The following is a 17,478-nucleotide window of genomic DNA, read 5'->3' on the forward strand; positions in this document are numbered from 1 at the left end:
TGCTTGAAATGATTTATCGTTTTAATCAGACAATGATTTACATTGAAAGTGTACTTGATTCTGGAATTGATAAGAAGAAAATTCAACAACTTTCAGGGTATTCATATTTAATGTTTTCTCGTTTGTTTTCTATCTTAGCTGAGATGACTTTGTCAGAGTATATACGCAAACGTAGATTATCTGAAGCAGTTAATGATTTGAAAACAACATCTCAAAAAATTGTTGATATAGCTATAAAATATGGTTATGATTCAGCGGATAGTTTTAGTGCAGCTTTTAAAAAATTTCATGGTGTAACACCTTCTGAAGTTCGTCGAGGGATGACTTATAAAGTCTTTCCAAGATTACAGCTATCTTTAAAAGTAATGGGAGGACGAGATATGAACATTACGATTGAGAAAAAACAAGCTTTTGCTGTTGCTGGTGTGTTGGCTTCTGGTATTGGAAGCAAAGATTGCCCGAAAGTTTGGGACAAGTTGTATGCTACTTATGACTGTGATAGTCTAAAAAAACTGGGCAATGCAACCATGATTGGAGTTTGCTCAGAGACCATTGAAAATACAAGAGTTAATTATTTAGCTGGCTATGATGTAGCTGATAAAAAAGTGGCGCAAGAATTAGGATTAGATGTTTTGGAGGTGGATGAGGCAGAATATGCTGTTGTGCCAGTGAAAGGAAATGTTCCTGATTCTATTCATGAAGCTTGGAAATACGTTCTCGAGGTGTTCTTTCCAGAAAACGGCTATAGACATTCAGGTGCCCCAGATTTTGAAGTTTATAAAGAAGGTAATATACACGCTGATGATTATGAAATGGCCTTATGGATACCAATTATAAAAGAGAAGTGATATAAAATATAAATCGTTGTACCGTCGGTGCAGCGATTTTTAACATAATTCCTTCGTCCTGTTACATTTGCAATGGAATGGTCATTATAAAGCGGTTAATATGACATTTTAAAAATGAAATTTGAGGATTCAAAATAGAAGTTTTATGATATACTATTAAAACGAGAGGAAATATTACAAAACCTTTACAAATTGTCAAAATATTCTTCGTAATCTGTTTGTAAAATTGAATAATCTATGATAAAATGAAAAGGTTGAATTCTAGCAGAAAGTTTTGAATGTATGCGTAAAATTGTTATTAATGGTGGCAAACCTTTAAAGGGAGAGGTTGCTATTTCAGGTGCTAAGAATAGTGTTGTGGCTTTGATTCCAGCAGCTATTCTATCTGATGATATTGTTATTTTGGATGGCGTTCCTGCCATTTCCGATGTTGATAGTTTAATCGAGATTATGGAAGTGATGGGAGCTAAGATTAAGAGAGAAGGCGAAACGCTTGAAATTGACCCACGTGGTGTTAAAAATCAACCAATGCCATATGGAAAAATCAATAGCTTGCGTGCTTCTTACTATTTTTATGGTAGTCTTCTTAGCCGTTTTGGCGAAGCAACTGTAGGGCTTCCTGGTGGATGTGACCTTGGACCTCGTCCGATTGACCTCCACTTGAAAGCTTTTGAAGCTATGGGTGCAAGTGTATCTTATGAAGGCGAAGCAATGCGCTTGGCAACAGATGGTCAACCAATTCATGGTGCTCACATCTACATGGATACTGTTAGTGTTGGTGCGACAATCAATACCATGCTTGCTGCGACAAAAGCAAATGGTCGTACAATCATTGAAAATGCAGCTCGTGAACCAGAAATCATCGATGTAGCTACTTTGTTGAATAACATGGGTGCTCACATTCGTGGTGCAGGTACTGATGTTATCACAATTGAAGGTGTTGAGAGTCTTCACGGAACACGTCATCAAGTTATTCCAGACCGTATTGAAGCAGGTACTTACATTGCTATGGCGGCAGCGATTGGTGAAGGTGTTCGCGTTACTAATGTTCTTTATGAACACTTAGAGAGCTATATTGCTAAACTTGAAGAGATGGGTGTTCGTATGACAGTCGAAGAAGATGCCATCTTTGTTGAAAAACAATCAGGTCTAAAAGCTGTGTCAGTTAAAACATCACCATATCCTGGTTTTGCAACTGACTTGCAACAGCCTATCACTCCATTGTTATTGACAGCTGAAGGTCGCGGAACTATCTTAGATACTATTTACGAAAAACGTACTAACCACGTTGCCGAATTGGTTCGTATGGGTGCTGACATTTCTATTGTTGGTGGTCGTATTGCTTACCAAGGCCCTAATAAATTAACCGGTGCTCCAGTTAAAGCCTCAGACTTGCGTGCAGGTGCTGCACTTGTAACAGCAGGTTTGATGGCTGAAGGAACAACAGAGATTACTAATGTTGAGTTTATCTTACGTGGTTACTCAAATATTATCGAAAAATTAACAGCTCTTGGTGCTGATATTAAATTAATCGAAGAATAAGAAGAAGCCTGTGAAGGCTTTTTCTTTTGCCTTTTTTACGCTAAAGTGCAACGATTCATTTTTTGACATCGTATGTTATAATAGAATTATGGATATTTGGACGCGTTTAGGACGTTATGCTTTTGTTGAGACAGAACGCATGTATTTACGTCCTTTTGCATATACGGATAGTCAGGATTTTTTTGAGATTTGTCATAATCCAGACAATCTTCGTTTTATTTTTCCTAGCCGTGCGACACGTGAGGAAAGTGATTTTCTCATGGTTCATTATTTTATGAAAGAACCACTTGGAGTGTGGGCGATTGAAGATAAAAAAACTCGTAAAATGATTGGCTGTATACGTTTTGAAAAAATTGATGTCAATCATTCGTCTGCGGAGATTGGTTATTTTATAAATCAAGCATTCTGGGGAAATGGTTTGATGACTGAGTGTTTAAAGACAATTGCTTTTTTGAGTTTCCAAGAAATTGGCTTAAAAGAGCTGCATGTTATTGCTCACGCAGAAAATCTTGCTAGTCAGCGAGTTGCGCAGAAATCAGGTTTTACCTTGAAACATCAATTTAAGGGAAGTGATCGATACACTCGAAAGATGCGTGATTATGTCGATTATCAGTTGAAAAAAGGTGACTATCGTTATGAGTAAACATCAGAAAATATTAGAGTATCTTGAAAATCTAGCTGTTGGAAAGCGCGTGAGTGTGCGTAGTATTTCTAACCATTTGAATGTTAGTGATGGTACAGCTTACCGTGCAATTAAAGAGGCTGAAAATAGAGGAATTGTTGAGACAAGACCGAGAAGTGGTACGGTCAGAATTGAAAAGAAAGCTACTGTTCGTATTGAACGATTGACTTATTCTGAAATTGCTAGAATCAGTGATTCTGAAGTGTTAGCTGGAAAATCAGGGCTAACACGAGAGTTTAGCAAGTTTTCTATCGGTGCCATGACTCAGGAAAATATTTCACGTTACCTAGTTAAAGGTGGCTTGTTAATTGTCGGAGACCGTGAAAATATTCAATTGCTGGCGCTTGAAAATCACAATGCCATTTTGGTTACGGGTGGTTTTTCTGTGTCAGAAGCCGTTATTCGCTTAGCAGATGAACTCGGAATCCCTGTCATGGTGACTAACTACGACACATTTACCGTTGCGACGATGATTAATCACGCTTTATCAAACGTCCGAATCAAAACGGATTTAACAACAGTTGATCAAGTTTATCAAGTGAAAGCAGAATACGGTTTCCTGCGTGAAGGTGATACGATTCGTGATTTCAATACCTTGATGAAGCAAACCAAAAATGTTCGTTTTCCTGTTGTTAATAACAAAAATATTGTTATTGGTGTTGTTAGTATGCTTGATGTGGTCGGTCAAGAAAATAGTGTTGACATAAAAAGCATCATGTCTCGTAATTTGATTGTCGCAAAACCTCAAGCCAGTCTTGCTAATATCAGTCAAAAGATGATTTTTGAAGACCTTAATATGTTACCTGTTGTGGCAGATGACTTGACTTTACTAGGTGTGATTACACGACGTCAAGCTGTTGAGAACTTGCAAAATTTGCAACACTCTAGTCTTTATACATACAGTGAGCAGATGTTGTCAAATTTGAAGCATGAAGATGGTGTCTATCAATTTGTCGTTGAGCCTGCGATGATTGACCACGCAGGAAATTTTGCTCAAGGTGTTTTAACTGAATTTATCAAAGAAATCAGTGTTCGTGTTTTAACTAAAAAACATCAAAAGAACATTATTATTGAGCAATTGATGCTTTACTTTTTACAAGCTGTTCAGATTGATGACCGCTTGGTTATTCAACCAAGGATTATTACTGAAAAACGTCGTAGTTCGGTGATTGATTTTGAAATTCTTTTAGACGACCAAATCGTTGCCAAAGCCTTGGTAACAACAAAAATTAACTATTAATTTCCATATCTTATAGAAATAAAGTGTCAAACACGTGACATTTTTGACAGTTTAGTAACTATCAGTGTATAATTAAGGTTACCAATACACTTTTTATAGATATTATTATAGGAGTATACATTTATATGATTACATTAAAATCAGCTCGTGAAATCGAAGCAATGGACCGTGCAGGGGATTTCCTTGCTTCTATTCACATCGGTCTTCGCGACCTTATCAAACCAGGCGTTGATATGTGGGAAGTTGAAGAATATGTTCGCCGTCGTTGTAAAGAAGAAAATGTTCTTCCACTTCAAATCGGTGTCGATGGCTCTATCATGGACTATCCATACGCTGTTTGTTGTAGTTTAAATGATGAAGTTGCACACGCATTTCCACGTCACTACATCTTAAAAGAAGGCGATTTGCTTAAAGTTGATACTGTTTTGTCTGAACCACTTGATAAATCAGTTGTTGACGTATCAAAATTGAACTTTGACAATGTTGAACAAGTTAAAAAATACACTGAATCATACACTGGCGGATTGGCTGACTCATGTTGGGCATACGCTGTTGGTGAAGTGTCACAAGAAGTAAAAGACCTTATGGATGTAACCAAAGAGTGTCTTTATATCGGTATTGAAAAGGCAGTTGTTGGAAACCGTATTGGTGATATCGGTGCAGCAATCCAAGAATATGCTGAAAGCCGTGGATACGGTGTTGTTCGTGACCTAGTAGGTCATGGTGTTGGTCCTACAATGCACGAAGAACCAATGGTTCCTCACTATGGTAGAGCAGGTCGTGGTCTTCGCTTACGTGAAGGTATGGTTATCACTGTTGAACCAATGATTACTACAGGAACTTGGGAAATTGATACTGACATGAAAACTGGCTGGGCTCACAAAACACTTGATGGTAGCTTATCATGTCAATACGAACACCAATTTGTGATTACAAAAGATGGTCCTGTAATTCTAACAAGCCAAGGAGAAGAAAGAACGTACTAAGAGATGAAGCGAAAGCAGTTCTTAGACAAATTATGGTCTAAACTAGAGTGGCAACCGCTGCAGGTTTATTTAAAACACTATCGTAGTGCTGAAATTGACTTATCGGCAATCGCAGTTGCTTACTACTTGTTGCTGACAGCTTTCCCGCTGATTGTTATCGCAGCAAATATTTTCCCTTACCTGAATATTGATGTTAATATTTTGTTAGCTTTCATGAAAAAGAATTTGCCAACAAATTTATATCCGTCTGTATCGGCTATTACGATTGATATTTTTTCAAAACCTTCAGGTAGTATTTTGGGAGTTGCCACTTTAACGGCATTTTGGACCATGTCTAAATCGTTGACCTCTCTTCAAAAAGCAATTAATAAAGCATATGGTGTAGCGCAACACAGAGATGTTGTCATTGGCCGATTAGTTGGTGTTATTGGGAGTCTTTTGATTCTTTTCTTACTAACTTTCGTTTTACTATTTTCGACTTTTTTAAAAGTCGTTTTGCAAATTATCAATTCGAATTATGATTTGAGTGATACGATGGCAACTGTTATATTGCATTTATCACAGCCAGTGACAGTTATAACGATTGTTATTGGGCTAATGTTACTGTATTTTATTCTGCCTAACGTAAAAATCAAACGTCTACGCTATATTTTACCAGGGACGATATTCACATCCGTTGTTATTGTGTTCTTGAATAACTTGTTTAGTAGTTATATTTTGAGAACTTTTGAACGAATGGTGGACATTAAAACGTTTGGATCTGTCGTGATTTTTGTTTTGATGTTGTGGTTTATCTTTCTTGCACATATCTTGATTTTAGGAGCTATCTTTAATGCGACTTATCAAGAAGTACGTCAAGGGAAAATGGAAAGCCGTCGAGGCGATTTGTTGTCTATCTTGACACAACGAGGAAAAAAATAACACCCAAGGGTGTTATTTTTTATCTTTAAAAACAAGTAATTTACTGAGAACGTAATTTAAAACGATGACTAAAACTTGAGCAAAGAGAGTCTCGATAGCATTTACCATCGACAGATTGTCACCGACAAATTGTCCGATAATATGTGGAAATTTTGTCACTAAAAGGTAAGCTAAGACTAAGTCAAGAATCAGTGTTGATAGACGAGCAACAGCAAACTTGATTAAACGTTTGAACCAACCTTTTCTAGCTTGGTTGAAAACAAAATAATCATTGGTAAAGAAAGCAAATACAATAGCTGTAACGTTTGCGATAACGGCAGAAAGAGTTGCTGATTCAGCGATTGAGAAGACGATTAAACGTGTCCCCATGTAGACAATAGTTGCCAGAACTCCGAAAAATAGATATTTAAAAACTTCGCTAGTAATTATTTTTTTCATAGGACTACTATATCAAATTTTTAGTATTTGTGCTATACTTTAAAGCGTTGTCTCTACAACCCTTGGCGCTTTTTCCCTTTCGCCAAGCATATTAGAAACGTAGAAGGGACTAACTTTCTAACGTTAAAGGAGAAGAATTTATAATGAAAAAATTCACTATTCGTGATTTTACTCAGGTTGCTCTTGTTGCAGCAATTTACGTCGTTTTAACGGTTACACCGCCTTTGAATGCTATTTCTTATGGTGCATACCAATTCCGAGTGTCAGAAATGCTTGTATTTTTGGCTTTTTATAATCGAAAATATATTGCTGGTATTACACTAGGATGTATGATTGCTAATCTTTATAGTTTTGGTTTGATTGATGTTATCGTTGGTGGCAGTCAAACATTTGTTTTCTTGACTTTAGGTGTTATCTTGTTTGACCGTTATAAAGACCAATATTTGTTTAACGGCTTGTTTAACAAAGCGTTCTTTTACTTTTCACTTTTATTTGCAGCATCAATGTTTACTATCGCTGCAGAATTGTATGTGGTTTCAAATGCGCCATTCTTGATGACTTGGTTCACATCAGCTGTAGGAGAATTTGCTTCCTTGCTAATTGGCTCACTTGTAATGGATAAATTAGGAAAACGCATTGAGTTGACAGCTTAATAGATAGAAAAGCTTCCAAAGTTGGGAGCTTTTTTCTTGTGAAATTTTAAAAAAACAAAGCTTTTGAGAAGTTTTTTTAATTAGATGTGTTAAAATAGTATGTATGAAAGAACGTATTCAAAAGTTGGTTGATGAACTCAACCAGTATAGAAAAGAGTATTATACCCAGGACCAACCAACGGTCTCTGATAGTGAATATGACAAGCTCTATCGTGAATTGGTAGAGCTTGAAAAGGCTAATCCAGATTTAGTTTTGCCAGATAGTCCGACTCAGGCAGTTGGTGGTCTTATTTTAGATGGTTTTGAAAAATATCAGCACGAAACACCGCTTTATAGTCTTCAAGATGCTTTTTCACGTGAAGAACTTGATGACTTTGACCGACGTGTAAAGGCTGAATTTCCAAATGCCTCTTACATGGCTGAGCTTAAGATTGATGGCTTATCGGTATCACTTGTCTACGTTGATGGTGAATTACAAGTTGGGGCTACACGTGGTGATGGTTCTATTGGTGAAAATATTACTGAGAATGTTAAGCGTATCAAAGATATCCCACATAAATTAGAGCAGCCGTTGACGATTACAGTTCGAGGCGAAGCTTATTTACCAAGAAAATCATTTGATAAAATCAATGAAGAACGTCGTGAAAGTGGTCAGTCAGAATTTGCCAATCCTCGTAATGCCGCAGCTGGGACTTTACGTCAGTTAAATACAGCTGTTGTTGCAAAACGAAATTTGGCAACTTTCCTTTATCAAGAAGTTGCGTCAACTGACAAAACAACACAAAATGATGTTTTAGAAGAATTAGCAGGCTACGGTTTTTCGGTTAATCCAAGACGTATCACGACATCATCTATGGATGATATTTGGAAATTTATCCAAGAAGTAGCAGCTGAACGTGATGAACTAGCCTACGATATTGATGGTATTGTTATCAAGGTCAATAGCTTGGCTATGCAAGAAGAACTAGGTTTTACGGTTAAAGCACCACGTTGGGCAATCGCTTATAAATTCCCAGCAGAAGAAAAAGAAGCTGAGATCTTATCAGTTGACTGGACAGTTGGACGTACAGGTGTTGTAACACCAACTGCGAATTTAACTCCTGTCCAACTTGCGGGAACTACAGTTAGCCGTGCTACCTTGCACAATGTTGATTACATTGCTGAAAAAGATATTCGTATTGGCGACACGGTTATTGTCTATAAAGCAGGAGATATTATTCCAGCGGTGCTTCACGTTGTTGAAAGCAAACGTGATAAGCAAGTGCCGATGCCGATTCCTGAGGCTTGTCCGTCTTGTGGTAGCGAGCTGATTCATTACGAGGATGAAGTAGCGCTTCGTTGTATTAATCCACTTTGCCCAAGTCAGATTCAAGAACGATTGACTCACTTTGCAAGTCGTGATGCAATGAACATTACAGGGCTTGGTCCATCAATTGTTAAGAAACTCTTTAAGGCTGATTTGGTTCATGATGTTGCAGATATTTATCGATTAAGTGTTGAAGATTTATTAACGCTTGATGGCTTCAAGGAAAAATCTGCTGAGAAGCTTTATGATGCTATCCAAACCTCTAAGTCTAATTCAGCTGAAAAATTGCTATTTGGTTTAGGCATTCGTCATGTTGGTGCTAAAGCCAGTCGTCAGCTTTTAGAAGTTTTTGAAAGCATTGAAAATCTAGTGGCAGCAGATGAAGAAGCTATTGCAAATATCGATGGTCTTGGAACTGTCATTGCCAAATCATTGCGCAGCTATTTTGCTAAAGATGAAGCAGAAAAACTTTTAAGTGAATTGAAAAATGCGGGTGTTAACTTTGCATATCTTGGAAAGAAAGTCTCTAAAGATGCTCAATTAGCCGGCTTAACAGTTGTTTTAACCGGAAAATTGCAACGCTTAACACGTAATGAAGCGAAGGAAAAATTGCAAGATTTAGGAGCAAAAGTCACTGGAAGTGTTTCTAAAAAGACAGATATTGTCGTTGCAGGAGCAGATGCAGGTTCAAAATTGACAAAAGCCCAAGCACTTGGAATTGAAGTCCGTGATGAAGCTTGGTTAGAAAGTTTATAATTTTTGAGGTAATAAAATGGTCAAAAAACAAAAACGAGCACGTTTAATCTATAATCCGACCTCTGGCCAGGAAATTATGAAGAAAAATGTTGCAGAAGTTCTAGATATTTTGGAAGGATTTGGATATGAAACTTCAGCATTCCAAACGACTCCTGAAGAAAATTCTGCACGTGATGAAGCAGCTAGAGCTGCTAAAGCTGGTTTTGATTTAGTCATTGCTGCTGGTGGTGATGGAACAATTAATGAAGTGGTTAACGGAATTGCTCCGCTTCCAAAACGTCCAAAGATGGCGATTATCCCGACAGGTACCACAAATGATTTTGCGCGTGCTCTGAAAATTCCGCGTGGAAATCCAGTTGAAGCAGCAAAAATCATTGGTAAGAATCAGTTGATTCACATGGATATTGGTCAAGCGCGTGAGGATACTTACTTCATTAATATTGCAGCAGCAGGTTCATTCACTGAATTGACTTACAGTGTGCCAAGCCAATTGAAAACAATGTTTGGATACTTAGCTTATTTAGCAAAAGGTGTAGAACTTTTACCAGGTATCCGCACAGTTCCAGTTCGCATCAAGCACGATAAAGGTGTCTTCGAAGGTGATGTGTCAATGATTTTTGCAGCCATCACAAACTCTGTTGGTGGTTTTGAGCAAATTGCTCCTGATGCAAAACTTGATGACGGTAAATTCACTCTTATCTTGGTTAAAACAGCTAACTTGATTGAAATTCTTCGCTTAATTCGCTTGGTACTTGATGGTGGCAAGCACATCGGTGACAAACGTATCGAATATATTAAGACAGGTTCTCTAGAAATTGAACCATTATCTGATAAGAGAATGATGATTAATTTGGACGGTGAATACGGCGGTGACGCCCCAATCAAACTTCGTAACCTTAAAAATCACATTACTTTCTTTGCAAATACTGATGAAATTTCTGATGATGCTCTAGTTTGGGACCAAGAGGAACTTGCTTTAGAGGCTATCGCTCAAAAATTTGCGCATGAAGTTGAAGATTTAGATGATTCAATGGATAATTAGTTCTGAAATGTTCAAATTGTAAACTATATTATAGTAGAAAGTTGTCACATTTTTAGTGTTCATGTAAGCCTTTAAAAGAAATCTTGTTCTTTGATGGCAAATTAAGTCATTTTCTACACATTTTTTAGAAAAAAACGCCATTAATTATTAGTGAATTATGGCTAAAAATACTAGAGAGAAGCGGATGATATCGTTTCTCTTTTTTTAAAATAAAAAAACTAAACAGAGGTTAAGTATAGTTTGGGAAAACGTTTCCTAAATCAGTGATTTCGTTGACAATTTTCTAAAATAGGACTAGAATAACAAGGTAAAAAATTTTAAAAGGAGATTCATATCATGTTGAATTTAAAAATCTTAGCACTTGGTCTTGCCGTACTAGGAGTTAGTCTTGGTGAAGGTATCCTTGTTGCCAATATTGCAAAATCTGCAGCACGTCAACCTGAAATGTTCAGCAAATTGCAAACAATTATGTTCCTTGGGGTAGCCTTTATCGAAGGTACATTCTTCGTCCTTCTTGCATCAACATTCTTCGTTGGATAATTCTAACTTAGAACATTAAAAAGAAGGAGGGATAGAGTTGGAAACATCTGTAAATCCAACAGCGCAGTTCTTTGGTATTGAGTTTGACTTAACCATTTTAGCGATGTCTCTCTTGACGGTGATTATTTCCTTCGGTATCATTTTTTGGGCTACTCGAAAAATGACTTTGAAACCTAAAGGAAAGCAGAATTTCATTGAGTACGTCTACGAGTTTGTACAAAATACGATTAAACCTAATCTAGGGAAATACACTCCCAACTACAGCTTGTTGATGTTCACGATTTTCTTTTTCATTCTGATTGCTAACAACCTTGGGTTGGTAGTGAAATTGGAGTCTGATAACTACAACTTTTGGACATCTCCAACATCAACTTTCATGGTTGATTTCACGCTATCTTTGATTATAGCGATTGTTGTCCATTTTGAAGGTGTACGAAAAAAAGGTGTAGGTGCATACTTGAAAGGGTACTTAAGCCCATTTCCAATGATGCTTCCAATGAACATTTTAGAGCAATTTACAAATCTTTTGTCACTTGCTTTGCGTTTATTTGGTAATATCTATGCCGGTGAAGTTGTTACAGCTTTGATTGTTGGCTTTGGTACAAAAAGCTTAATTTTTGCGCCATTTGCCTTTGCCCTTAACTTGGCTTGGGTTGCTTTCTCAGCCTTTATCGGATGCATTCAAGCGTACGTATTCACAATTTTGTCATCTAAATATATTTCAGAAAAACTCCCAGAAGATGAGGATGAATCTTAAGAAAGGAATAATCAATGGAAACACTAATCAATAGTACAAGTATTGGTAATATCATTATTACTGCTGGTTCAGTGATCCTTTTGTTGGTTCTCATCAAACTTTTTGCTTGGGAACAATTGACAGGGATCTTTGCCGCTCGTGAAGAAAAAATTGCTAATGATATTGATGGTGCAGAAGCAGCTCGTAAAGAAGCAGAAGCTCTTGCTGCTAAACGCCAAGAAGAGTTAGCTGGCGCTCGTACTGAGGCAACACAAATTATTGATGATGCCAAAGAAACTGGTAAAAATCAAGAGGCTAAAATCGTCGCTGAAGCACGCGAAGAAGCTAGTCGCTTGAAAGCTAAAGCTAATCAAGATATCGAACAAAGTAAAGCAGAAGCTCTTTCAAGTGTGAAAGGTGATGTCGCTGATTTAACTGTCCTTTTGGCAGAAAAAATCATGACAGCAAATCTTGACAAAGAAGCTCAAAGCAATCTCATTGATAGCTATCTTGACAAGCTAGGAGATGCCTAATGGATAAAAAGACACAAGCTCTTGTTGAGCAATATGCGAAAAGTCTCGTAGAAATTGCTATTGAAAAAGACAGTTTAGCTGAACTCCAATCAGAAACAGAAGCTTTGTTGTCTGTTTTTGAAGAGACAAACTTAGCTGACTCTTTGTCAAGTTTAGTTGTTTCACGTGATGAAAAAGTAAAACTTGTTAGGTTGCTTCAAGAGTCTAGTTCAGTTTACATGAACAATTTTCTTGAGGTAATTTTACAAAATGAACGAGAAGCGCTCTTGAAAGCCATCTTAGAAGGCGTTCAGAAAGATTTTGTTATTGCAACTAATCAACACGACATTGTTGTGACGACTGCGGTAGCATTGACTGATGAACAAAAAGAACGTATCCTTGCTTTGGCAGCTGAAAAATTTGGTGTCCAAGCAGGTAAACTCGTTGAAAACATCGATGAATCAATCCTTGGTGGATTTATCATCAATGTTAACAATCAAGTAATTGACACAAGCATTCGCCGTCAATTGCAAGAATTTAAAATGAATTTGAAATAGAAAGTGGTGTGACTTTTGGCAATTAATGCACAAGAAATTAGCGCTTTAATTAAAAAGCAAATTGAAAACTTCCAGCCAAATTTTGACGTCACAGAAACTGGTGTTGTCACTTATATCGGTGATGGTATCGCTCGTGCTCGTGGTCTTGATAATGCCATGAGTGGAGAACTTCTTGAATTTTCAAATGGTGCTTTCGGTATGGCTCAAAACCTTGAGTCAAATGACGTAGGTATCATCATTCTTGGAGATTTCTCTTCAATTCGTGAAGGTGATGAAGTTAAACGTACTGGTAAAATCATGGAAGTACCAGTAGGTGAAGCTCTTATCGGTCGTGTTGTTAACCCACTTGGTCAACCAGTAGATGGTCTTGGCGATATCGAGACAACTGCTACACGTCCAGTGGAAACACCTGCACCAGGCGTTATGCAACGTAAATCAGTTTCTGAACCACTCCAAACAGGTATTAAAGCGATTGACGCTTTGGTTCCAATTGGACGTGGTCAACGTGAATTAATCATTGGTGACCGTCAAACAGGTAAAACTTCTGTTGCGATTGACGCAATTTTGAACCAAAAAGGACAAGATATGATTTGTATCTATGTTGCTATTGGTCAAAAAGAATCAACTGTTCGTACACAAGTTGAAACACTTCGTAAATACGGTGCCCTTGATTACACAATTGTTGTGACAGCATCTGCTTCACAACCTTCTCCATTACTTTACATCGCTCCATATGCTGGTGTTGCAATGGCAGAAGAATTCATGTACAACGGAAAACACGTATTGATCGTTTATGATGATCTATCAAAACAAGCGGTAGCTTACCGTGAACTGTCACTTCTTCTTCGTCGTCCACCAGGACGTGAAGCTTACCCAGGTGATGTCTTCTATCTTCACAGCCGCTTGCTTGAACGCTCTGCGAAAGTTTCTGATGCACTTGGTGGTGGATCTATTACAGCTCTTCCATTCATCGAAACTCAAGCTGGTGATATCTCAGCTTACATCGCAACTAACGTAATCTCAATCACTGACGGACAAATCTTCTTGCAAGAAAATCTTTTCAACTCAGGTATTCGTCCTGCGATCGATGCTGGTTCTTCAGTATCACGTGTTGGTGGTTCAGCTCAAATCAAAGCAATGAAGAAAGTTGCTGGTACACTTCGTCTTGACTTGGCTTCTTACCGTGAACTTGAAGCCTTCACTCAATTTGGTTCAGACTTGGATGCTGCAACTCAAGCTAAACTTAACCGTGGACGTCGTACAGTAGAAGTGCTTAAACAACCTGTTCACAAACCACTTCCTGTTGAAAAACAAGTTGTGATTCTTTATGCACTTACTCATGGTTTCTTGGATGATGTGCCAGTAAATGACATCCTAGCATTCGAAGAAGCTTTGTATGATTACTTTGATGCACACTACGAATCAATCTTTGAAACTATCCGTACAACAAAAGATTTACCTGAAGAATCTGTCTTAGATGCAGCTATCAAAGCCTTTAAAGATCAGTCAGAATTCAAATAAGAGGGAGGTAGCATATGGCAGGCTCTCTTAGTGAAATCAAAGGGAAAATTATTTCAACTCAGAAAACTAGTCATATCACTGGTGCCATGCAAATGGTATCAGCTGCAAAATTGACTAAATCTGAGCAGGCAGCAAAAGATTTCCAAGTTTACGCATCAAAAATTCGTCAAATCACAACTGACTTATTGAAATCAGAACTTGTTAATGGTTCAAAAAATCCAATGCTTGCAGCACGTCCTGTTAAAAAGACTGGTTACATTGTAATCACATCTGATAAAGGACTTGTTGGTGGTTATAACTCAAAAATCCTTAAAGCAATGATGGATCTTATTGAGGAATATCACAAAGATGATAGCTATGCTATTATCGCCATTGGTGGTATTGGAGCTGATTTCTTTAAAGCCCGTGGTATGAACGTTGTCTTTGAATTGCGTGGTTTGGAAGATCAGCCATCATTTGAACAAGTTGGAAATATCATTTCAAAATCTGTTGAGATGTATAAAAACGAATTGTTCGATGAATTATATGTATGTTACAATCACCATGTGAATAGCTTGACTAGTCAAGTTCGTGTACAACAAATGCTTCCAATCGCTGAATTAGACGCTGACGAAGCAGCAGAAGAAGGTGTTACCGGTTTTGAATTGGAACCAAATCGTGAGATGATTTTGGAACAACTCTTGCCACAATACACTGAAAGTCTGATCTACGGAGCAATTGTTGATGCGAAAACTGCTGAGCATGCGGCAGGTATGACTGCTATGCAAACAGCAACTGATAACGCTAAAAACGTTATTAACGATTTGACTATTCAGTATAACCGTGCGCGTCAAGCTGCTATTACGCAAGAAATCACTGAAATTGTAGCAGGTGCTAACGCACTAGAATAATGTGAGTGCTTTTTAGCCTCATAAAAAAGGGAGCGACTCCCTAAAAAATCTAAAAGGAGAAAAACATGAGCTCAGGCAAAATTGCTCAGGTTGTTGGTCCAGTTGTCGACGTAGCGTTTGCAGCTGGTGACAAATTACCTGAGATTAATAATGCATTGATTGTTTATAAAAATGGCGATAAATCTCAAAAAATCGTGCTCGAAGTTGCTCTTGAACTTGGAGACGGTCTTGTTCGTACTATCGCTATGGAATCAACTGATGGGCTTACACGTGGATTAGAAGTTTTCGATACTGGTCGTCCAATTAGTGTACCAGTTGGTAAAGAAACTTTGGGTCGTGTGTTCAACGTTCTTGGTGATACAATTGACCTTGATGAACCATTCGCAGAAGATGCACCTCGCGAACCAATCCACAAAAAAGCACCAGCTTTTGATGAATTATCAACATCATCAGAAATCCTTGAAACAGGTATCAAAGTTATTGACCTTCTTGCCCCATACCTTAAAGGTGGTAAAGTCGGACTTTTCGGTGGTGCCGGTGTTGGTAAAACCGTTCTTATCCAAGAATTGATTCACAACATTGCCCAAGAACACGGTGGTATCTCAGTATTTACCGGTGTTGGGGAACGTACACGTGAAGGTAATGACCTTTACTGGGAAATGAAAGAATCTGGTGTTATCGAAAAAACAGCCATGGTCTTCGGTCAAATGAATGAACCACCTGGAGCACGTATGCGTGTTGCCCTTACTGGTTTGACAATTGCGGAATACTTCCGTGATGTTGAAGGACAAGACGTACTTCTCTTCATCGATAACATCTTCCGTTTCACTCAAGCAGGTTCTGAAGTATCAGCCCTTCTTGGTCGTATGCCATCTGCCGTTGGTTACCAACCAACATTGGCTACTGAAATGGGTCAATTGCAAGAACGTATCACATCAACTAAAAAAGGTTCTGTTACATCTATCCAAGCCATCTACGTACCAGCCGATGACTACACTGACCCAGCGCCAGCAACAGCATTCGCTCACTTGGATTCAACAACCAACCTTGAACGTAAGTTGACTCAAATGGGTATCTACCCAGCCGTTGACCCTCTTGCTTCAAGCTCACGTGCCCTTGCCCCAGAAATTGTTGGTCAAGAACACTATGAAGTAGCAACAGAAGTTCAACGTGTTCTTCAACGTTACCGTGAATTGCAAGATATCATTGCAATCCTTGGTATGGATGAATTGTCTGACGAAGAAAAAACATTGGTTGGACGTGCTCGTCGTATCCAATTCTTCTTGTCACAAAACTTCAACGTTGCTGAACAATTTACAGGTATGCCTGGTTCATACGTTCCAGTTGCTGAAACTGTTCGTGGATTCAAAGAAATCTTGGAAGGTAAATATGATGATCTTCCAGAAGATGCTTTCCGTAACGTAGGTCCAATCGAGGATGTAGTTGAAAAAGCTAAGAAAATGAATTACTAATGAGGTGATACCATGACATATATGACTGTTCAGGTAGTAACACCAGATGGTATTCGCTATGATCACCATGCTAATTTTATTTCAGTAAAAACACCGGATGGTGAGATGGGGATTTTGCCAGAACACATTAACCTCATTGCTCCGCTAACTGTCCACGAAATGAAGATTCATCGTACTGATGATCCTAATCATGTGGATTGGGTAGCTATCAACGGTGGTATTATTGAGATTAAAGATAATCTTGTGACAATTGTTGCAGACTCTGCAGAACGTGAACGCGATATCGATGTTAGCCGTGCTGAACGTGCTAAACTTCGTGCAGAACGTAAATTGGAACAAGCTCAAAGTACTCACGATATCGACGAAGTACGTCGTGCACAAGTTGCTCTTCGTCGTGCTTTGAACCGTATCAGTGTTGGTAATAAATAATATAAGAAAGTCTGAGATTTTTGTCTCAGACTTTTTTGTTCCATAAGCACTTTCTGTTACAATTTAATTGCCGCTGTGTAAAGAAGTTTGACATTTTATAAGTTTTTTGTTGTTGGCTTTGAATTCTGATATAATAGCCTTATGGAAATTTTAAATAGTTCAGTGACTCTGATTAGTCATCTAATCTTTATTGCGATGACTCACCAAGTGCTTCGCAATTTATTTGATTGGTCAAAAGTGATTAAAAATACTCCTGAGAATATCGGACGTCTCAAAGTTTTTATTCTTTTGTTGAGTATTGCCATTGGCTACATGGTAAGCCATTTTATTTTGGAAATTATCACTGTTAGCCAGACTTTCTTCTTCGGTTTTCAATAAAAGCAATAATTGGCAAACTATGATATAAT

Annotated in this window: 19 protein-coding genes and 1 riboswitch; of the genes, 18 read left to right on the top strand and 1 reads right to left on the bottom strand. The window is 37.9% G+C overall.

The genetic code is table 11. From position 1 onward, the window contains the following. The first annotated feature begins 8 nt into the window (after positions 1-8). From ACN0NP_RS08080 to ACN0NP_RS08105, 6 genes are all read left to right on the top strand, one after another. A complete protein-coding gene (locus ACN0NP_RS08080; protein WP_423217132.1) occupies positions 9-848 on the top strand; it encodes an AraC family transcriptional regulator in 840 nt (279 codons plus the stop codon). A 282-nt stretch (positions 849-1,130) separates the two neighbouring features. After that, positions 1,131-2,390 carry a UDP-N-acetylglucosamine 1-carboxyvinyltransferase gene (locus ACN0NP_RS08085; protein WP_024344324.1) on the top strand — a complete coding sequence of 420 codons (1,260 nt, stop codon included), beginning with the start codon at positions 1,131-1,133 and terminating at the stop codon, positions 2,388-2,390. Between the two features lie 88 nt (positions 2,391-2,478). Next, entirely contained in the window at positions 2,479-3,033 is a 555-nt protein-coding gene (locus tag ACN0NP_RS08090; RefSeq protein ID WP_074533893.1) for a GNAT family N-acetyltransferase, read from the top strand. Continuing rightward, entirely contained in the window at positions 3,026-4,312 is a 1,287-nt protein-coding gene (spxR, locus tag ACN0NP_RS08095) for a CBS-HotDog domain-containing transcription factor SpxR (protein WP_027967994.1), read from the top strand. Before ACN0NP_RS08090 ends, spxR begins: the two co-directional genes overlap by 8 nt. A gap of 125 nt (positions 4,313-4,437) precedes the next feature. Then, positions 4,438-5,298, top strand: a complete 861-nt coding sequence (locus ACN0NP_RS08100; protein ID WP_134775075.1) for a methionyl aminopeptidase — start codon at positions 4,438-4,440, stop codon at positions 5,296-5,298. Between the two features lie 3 nt (positions 5,299-5,301). Continuing rightward, a complete protein-coding gene (locus ACN0NP_RS08105) occupies positions 5,302-6,219 on the top strand; it encodes a YihY/virulence factor BrkB family protein (RefSeq protein WP_074566175.1) in 918 nt (305 codons plus the stop codon). Between the two features lie 12 nt (positions 6,220-6,231). Here ACN0NP_RS08105 and ACN0NP_RS08110 read toward each other — a convergent pair whose 3' ends face one another. Then, positions 6,232-6,657 carry a GtrA family protein gene (locus ACN0NP_RS08110; RefSeq protein WP_024344328.1) on the bottom strand — a complete coding sequence of 142 codons (426 nt, stop codon included), beginning with the start codon at positions 6,655-6,657 and terminating at the stop codon, positions 6,232-6,234. A 28-nt stretch (positions 6,658-6,685) separates the two neighbouring features. Then, a riboswitch (PreQ1 riboswitch) is annotated at positions 6,686-6,797 on the top strand. A gap of 3 nt (positions 6,798-6,800) precedes the next feature. On the opposite strand from ACN0NP_RS08110, the gene ACN0NP_RS08115 reads away from it, so the two are divergent. The 12 genes from ACN0NP_RS08115 to ACN0NP_RS08170 all read left to right on the top strand — a co-directional run bounded on the left by ACN0NP_RS08115 (position 6,801) and on the right by ACN0NP_RS08170 (position 17,449). Beyond that, positions 6,801-7,310: a QueT transporter family protein gene (locus tag ACN0NP_RS08115; RefSeq protein WP_021141988.1), complete on the top strand. Its 510-nt coding sequence runs from the start codon at positions 6,801-6,803 to the stop codon at positions 7,308-7,310. Positions 7,311-7,413: 103 nt separating this feature from the next. Further along, positions 7,414-9,372: an NAD-dependent DNA ligase LigA gene (gene ligA, locus ACN0NP_RS08120; protein ID WP_021141989.1), complete on the top strand. Its 1,959-nt coding sequence runs from the start codon at positions 7,414-7,416 to the stop codon at positions 9,370-9,372. Positions 9,373-9,388: 16 nt separating this feature from the next. Further along, the gene (locus tag ACN0NP_RS08125; RefSeq protein ID WP_024344330.1) at positions 9,389-10,414 is read left to right on the top strand and encodes a diacylglycerol kinase family lipid kinase; all 1,026 of its coding nucleotides are present in this window, start codon (positions 9,389-9,391) and stop codon (positions 10,412-10,414) included. Positions 10,415-10,750: 336 nt separating this feature from the next. Beyond that, positions 10,751-10,954, top strand: coding sequence for a F0F1 ATP synthase subunit C (locus ACN0NP_RS08130; protein WP_021141992.1), 204 nt, complete (start codon positions 10,751-10,753; stop codon positions 10,952-10,954). A gap of 37 nt (positions 10,955-10,991) precedes the next feature. Continuing rightward, positions 10,992-11,711 carry a F0F1 ATP synthase subunit A gene (atpB, locus tag ACN0NP_RS08135; protein WP_024344332.1) on the top strand — a complete coding sequence of 240 codons (720 nt, stop codon included), beginning with the start codon at positions 10,992-10,994 and terminating at the stop codon, positions 11,709-11,711. Between the two features lie 14 nt (positions 11,712-11,725). Next, positions 11,726-12,223, top strand: coding sequence for a F0F1 ATP synthase subunit B (gene atpF / locus ACN0NP_RS08140; RefSeq protein ID WP_021141995.1), 498 nt, complete (start codon positions 11,726-11,728; stop codon positions 12,221-12,223). Continuing rightward, the gene (locus ACN0NP_RS08145) at positions 12,223-12,759 is read left to right on the top strand and encodes a F0F1 ATP synthase subunit delta (RefSeq protein WP_024344333.1); all 537 of its coding nucleotides are present in this window, start codon (positions 12,223-12,225) and stop codon (positions 12,757-12,759) included. The genes atpF and ACN0NP_RS08145 overlap by 1 nt, the downstream gene beginning before the upstream one ends. A gap of 15 nt (positions 12,760-12,774) precedes the next feature. Then, positions 12,775-14,280: a F0F1 ATP synthase subunit alpha gene (gene atpA, locus ACN0NP_RS08150; protein ID WP_021141997.1), complete on the top strand. Its 1,506-nt coding sequence runs from the start codon at positions 12,775-12,777 to the stop codon at positions 14,278-14,280. Between the two features lie 14 nt (positions 14,281-14,294). After that, positions 14,295-15,170, top strand: coding sequence for a F0F1 ATP synthase subunit gamma (locus tag ACN0NP_RS08155; RefSeq protein WP_004231084.1), 876 nt, complete (start codon positions 14,295-14,297; stop codon positions 15,168-15,170). 65 nt (positions 15,171-15,235) lie between these two features. After that, positions 15,236-16,642 carry a F0F1 ATP synthase subunit beta gene (gene atpD / locus ACN0NP_RS08160; RefSeq protein ID WP_024344335.1) on the top strand — a complete coding sequence of 469 codons (1,407 nt, stop codon included), beginning with the start codon at positions 15,236-15,238 and terminating at the stop codon, positions 16,640-16,642. Positions 16,643-16,654: 12 nt separating this feature from the next. Beyond that, positions 16,655-17,071 (top strand): F0F1 ATP synthase subunit epsilon, encoded by a 417-nt coding sequence (locus ACN0NP_RS08165; protein WP_021142000.1) that lies wholly within the window; start codon positions 16,655-16,657, stop codon positions 17,069-17,071. 141 nt (positions 17,072-17,212) lie between these two features. Beyond that, positions 17,213-17,449, top strand: a complete 237-nt coding sequence (locus ACN0NP_RS08170) for a DUF1146 family protein (RefSeq protein WP_021142001.1) — start codon at positions 17,213-17,215, stop codon at positions 17,447-17,449. Positions 17,450-17,478: the final 29 nt, after the last annotated feature.

It is taken from the genome of Streptococcus equinus, from assembly GCF_049393805.1.
Classification (GTDB): Bacteria; Bacillota; Bacilli; order Lactobacillales; family Streptococcaceae; genus Streptococcus; species Streptococcus equinus.

Coding starts and splice junctions, on each gene's coding strand:
- ACN0NP_RS08080 (WP_423217132.1), top strand. CDS start 9: ATGATTTATCGTTTTAATCAGACAATGATTTACATTGAAAGTGTACTT.
- ACN0NP_RS08085 (WP_024344324.1), top strand. CDS start 1,131: ATGCGTAAAATTGTTATTAATGGTGGCAAACCTTTAAAGGGAGAGGTT.
- ACN0NP_RS08090 (WP_074533893.1), top strand. CDS start 2,479: ATGGATATTTGGACGCGTTTAGGACGTTATGCTTTTGTTGAGACAGAA.
- spxR (WP_027967994.1), top strand. CDS start 3,026: ATGAGTAAACATCAGAAAATATTAGAGTATCTTGAAAATCTAGCTGTT.
- ACN0NP_RS08100 (WP_134775075.1), top strand. CDS start 4,438: ATGATTACATTAAAATCAGCTCGTGAAATCGAAGCAATGGACCGTGCA.
- ACN0NP_RS08105 (WP_074566175.1), top strand. CDS start 5,302: ATGAAGCGAAAGCAGTTCTTAGACAAATTATGGTCTAAACTAGAGTGG.
- ACN0NP_RS08110 (WP_024344328.1), bottom strand. CDS start 6,657: ATGAAAAAAATAATTACTAGCGAAGTTTTTAAATATCTATTTTTCGGA.
- ACN0NP_RS08115 (WP_021141988.1), top strand. CDS start 6,801: ATGAAAAAATTCACTATTCGTGATTTTACTCAGGTTGCTCTTGTTGCA.
- ligA (WP_021141989.1), top strand. CDS start 7,414: ATGAAAGAACGTATTCAAAAGTTGGTTGATGAACTCAACCAGTATAGA.
- ACN0NP_RS08125 (WP_024344330.1), top strand. CDS start 9,389: ATGGTCAAAAAACAAAAACGAGCACGTTTAATCTATAATCCGACCTCT.
- ACN0NP_RS08130 (WP_021141992.1), top strand. CDS start 10,751: ATGTTGAATTTAAAAATCTTAGCACTTGGTCTTGCCGTACTAGGAGTT.
- atpF (WP_021141995.1), top strand. CDS start 11,726: ATGGAAACACTAATCAATAGTACAAGTATTGGTAATATCATTATTACT.
- ACN0NP_RS08145 (WP_024344333.1), top strand. CDS start 12,223: ATGGATAAAAAGACACAAGCTCTTGTTGAGCAATATGCGAAAAGTCTC.
- ACN0NP_RS08155 (WP_004231084.1), top strand. CDS start 14,295: ATGGCAGGCTCTCTTAGTGAAATCAAAGGGAAAATTATTTCAACTCAG.
- atpD (WP_024344335.1), top strand. CDS start 15,236: ATGAGCTCAGGCAAAATTGCTCAGGTTGTTGGTCCAGTTGTCGACGTA.
- ACN0NP_RS08165 (WP_021142000.1), top strand. CDS start 16,655: ATGACATATATGACTGTTCAGGTAGTAACACCAGATGGTATTCGCTAT.
- ACN0NP_RS08170 (WP_021142001.1), top strand. CDS start 17,213: ATGGAAATTTTAAATAGTTCAGTGACTCTGATTAGTCATCTAATCTTT.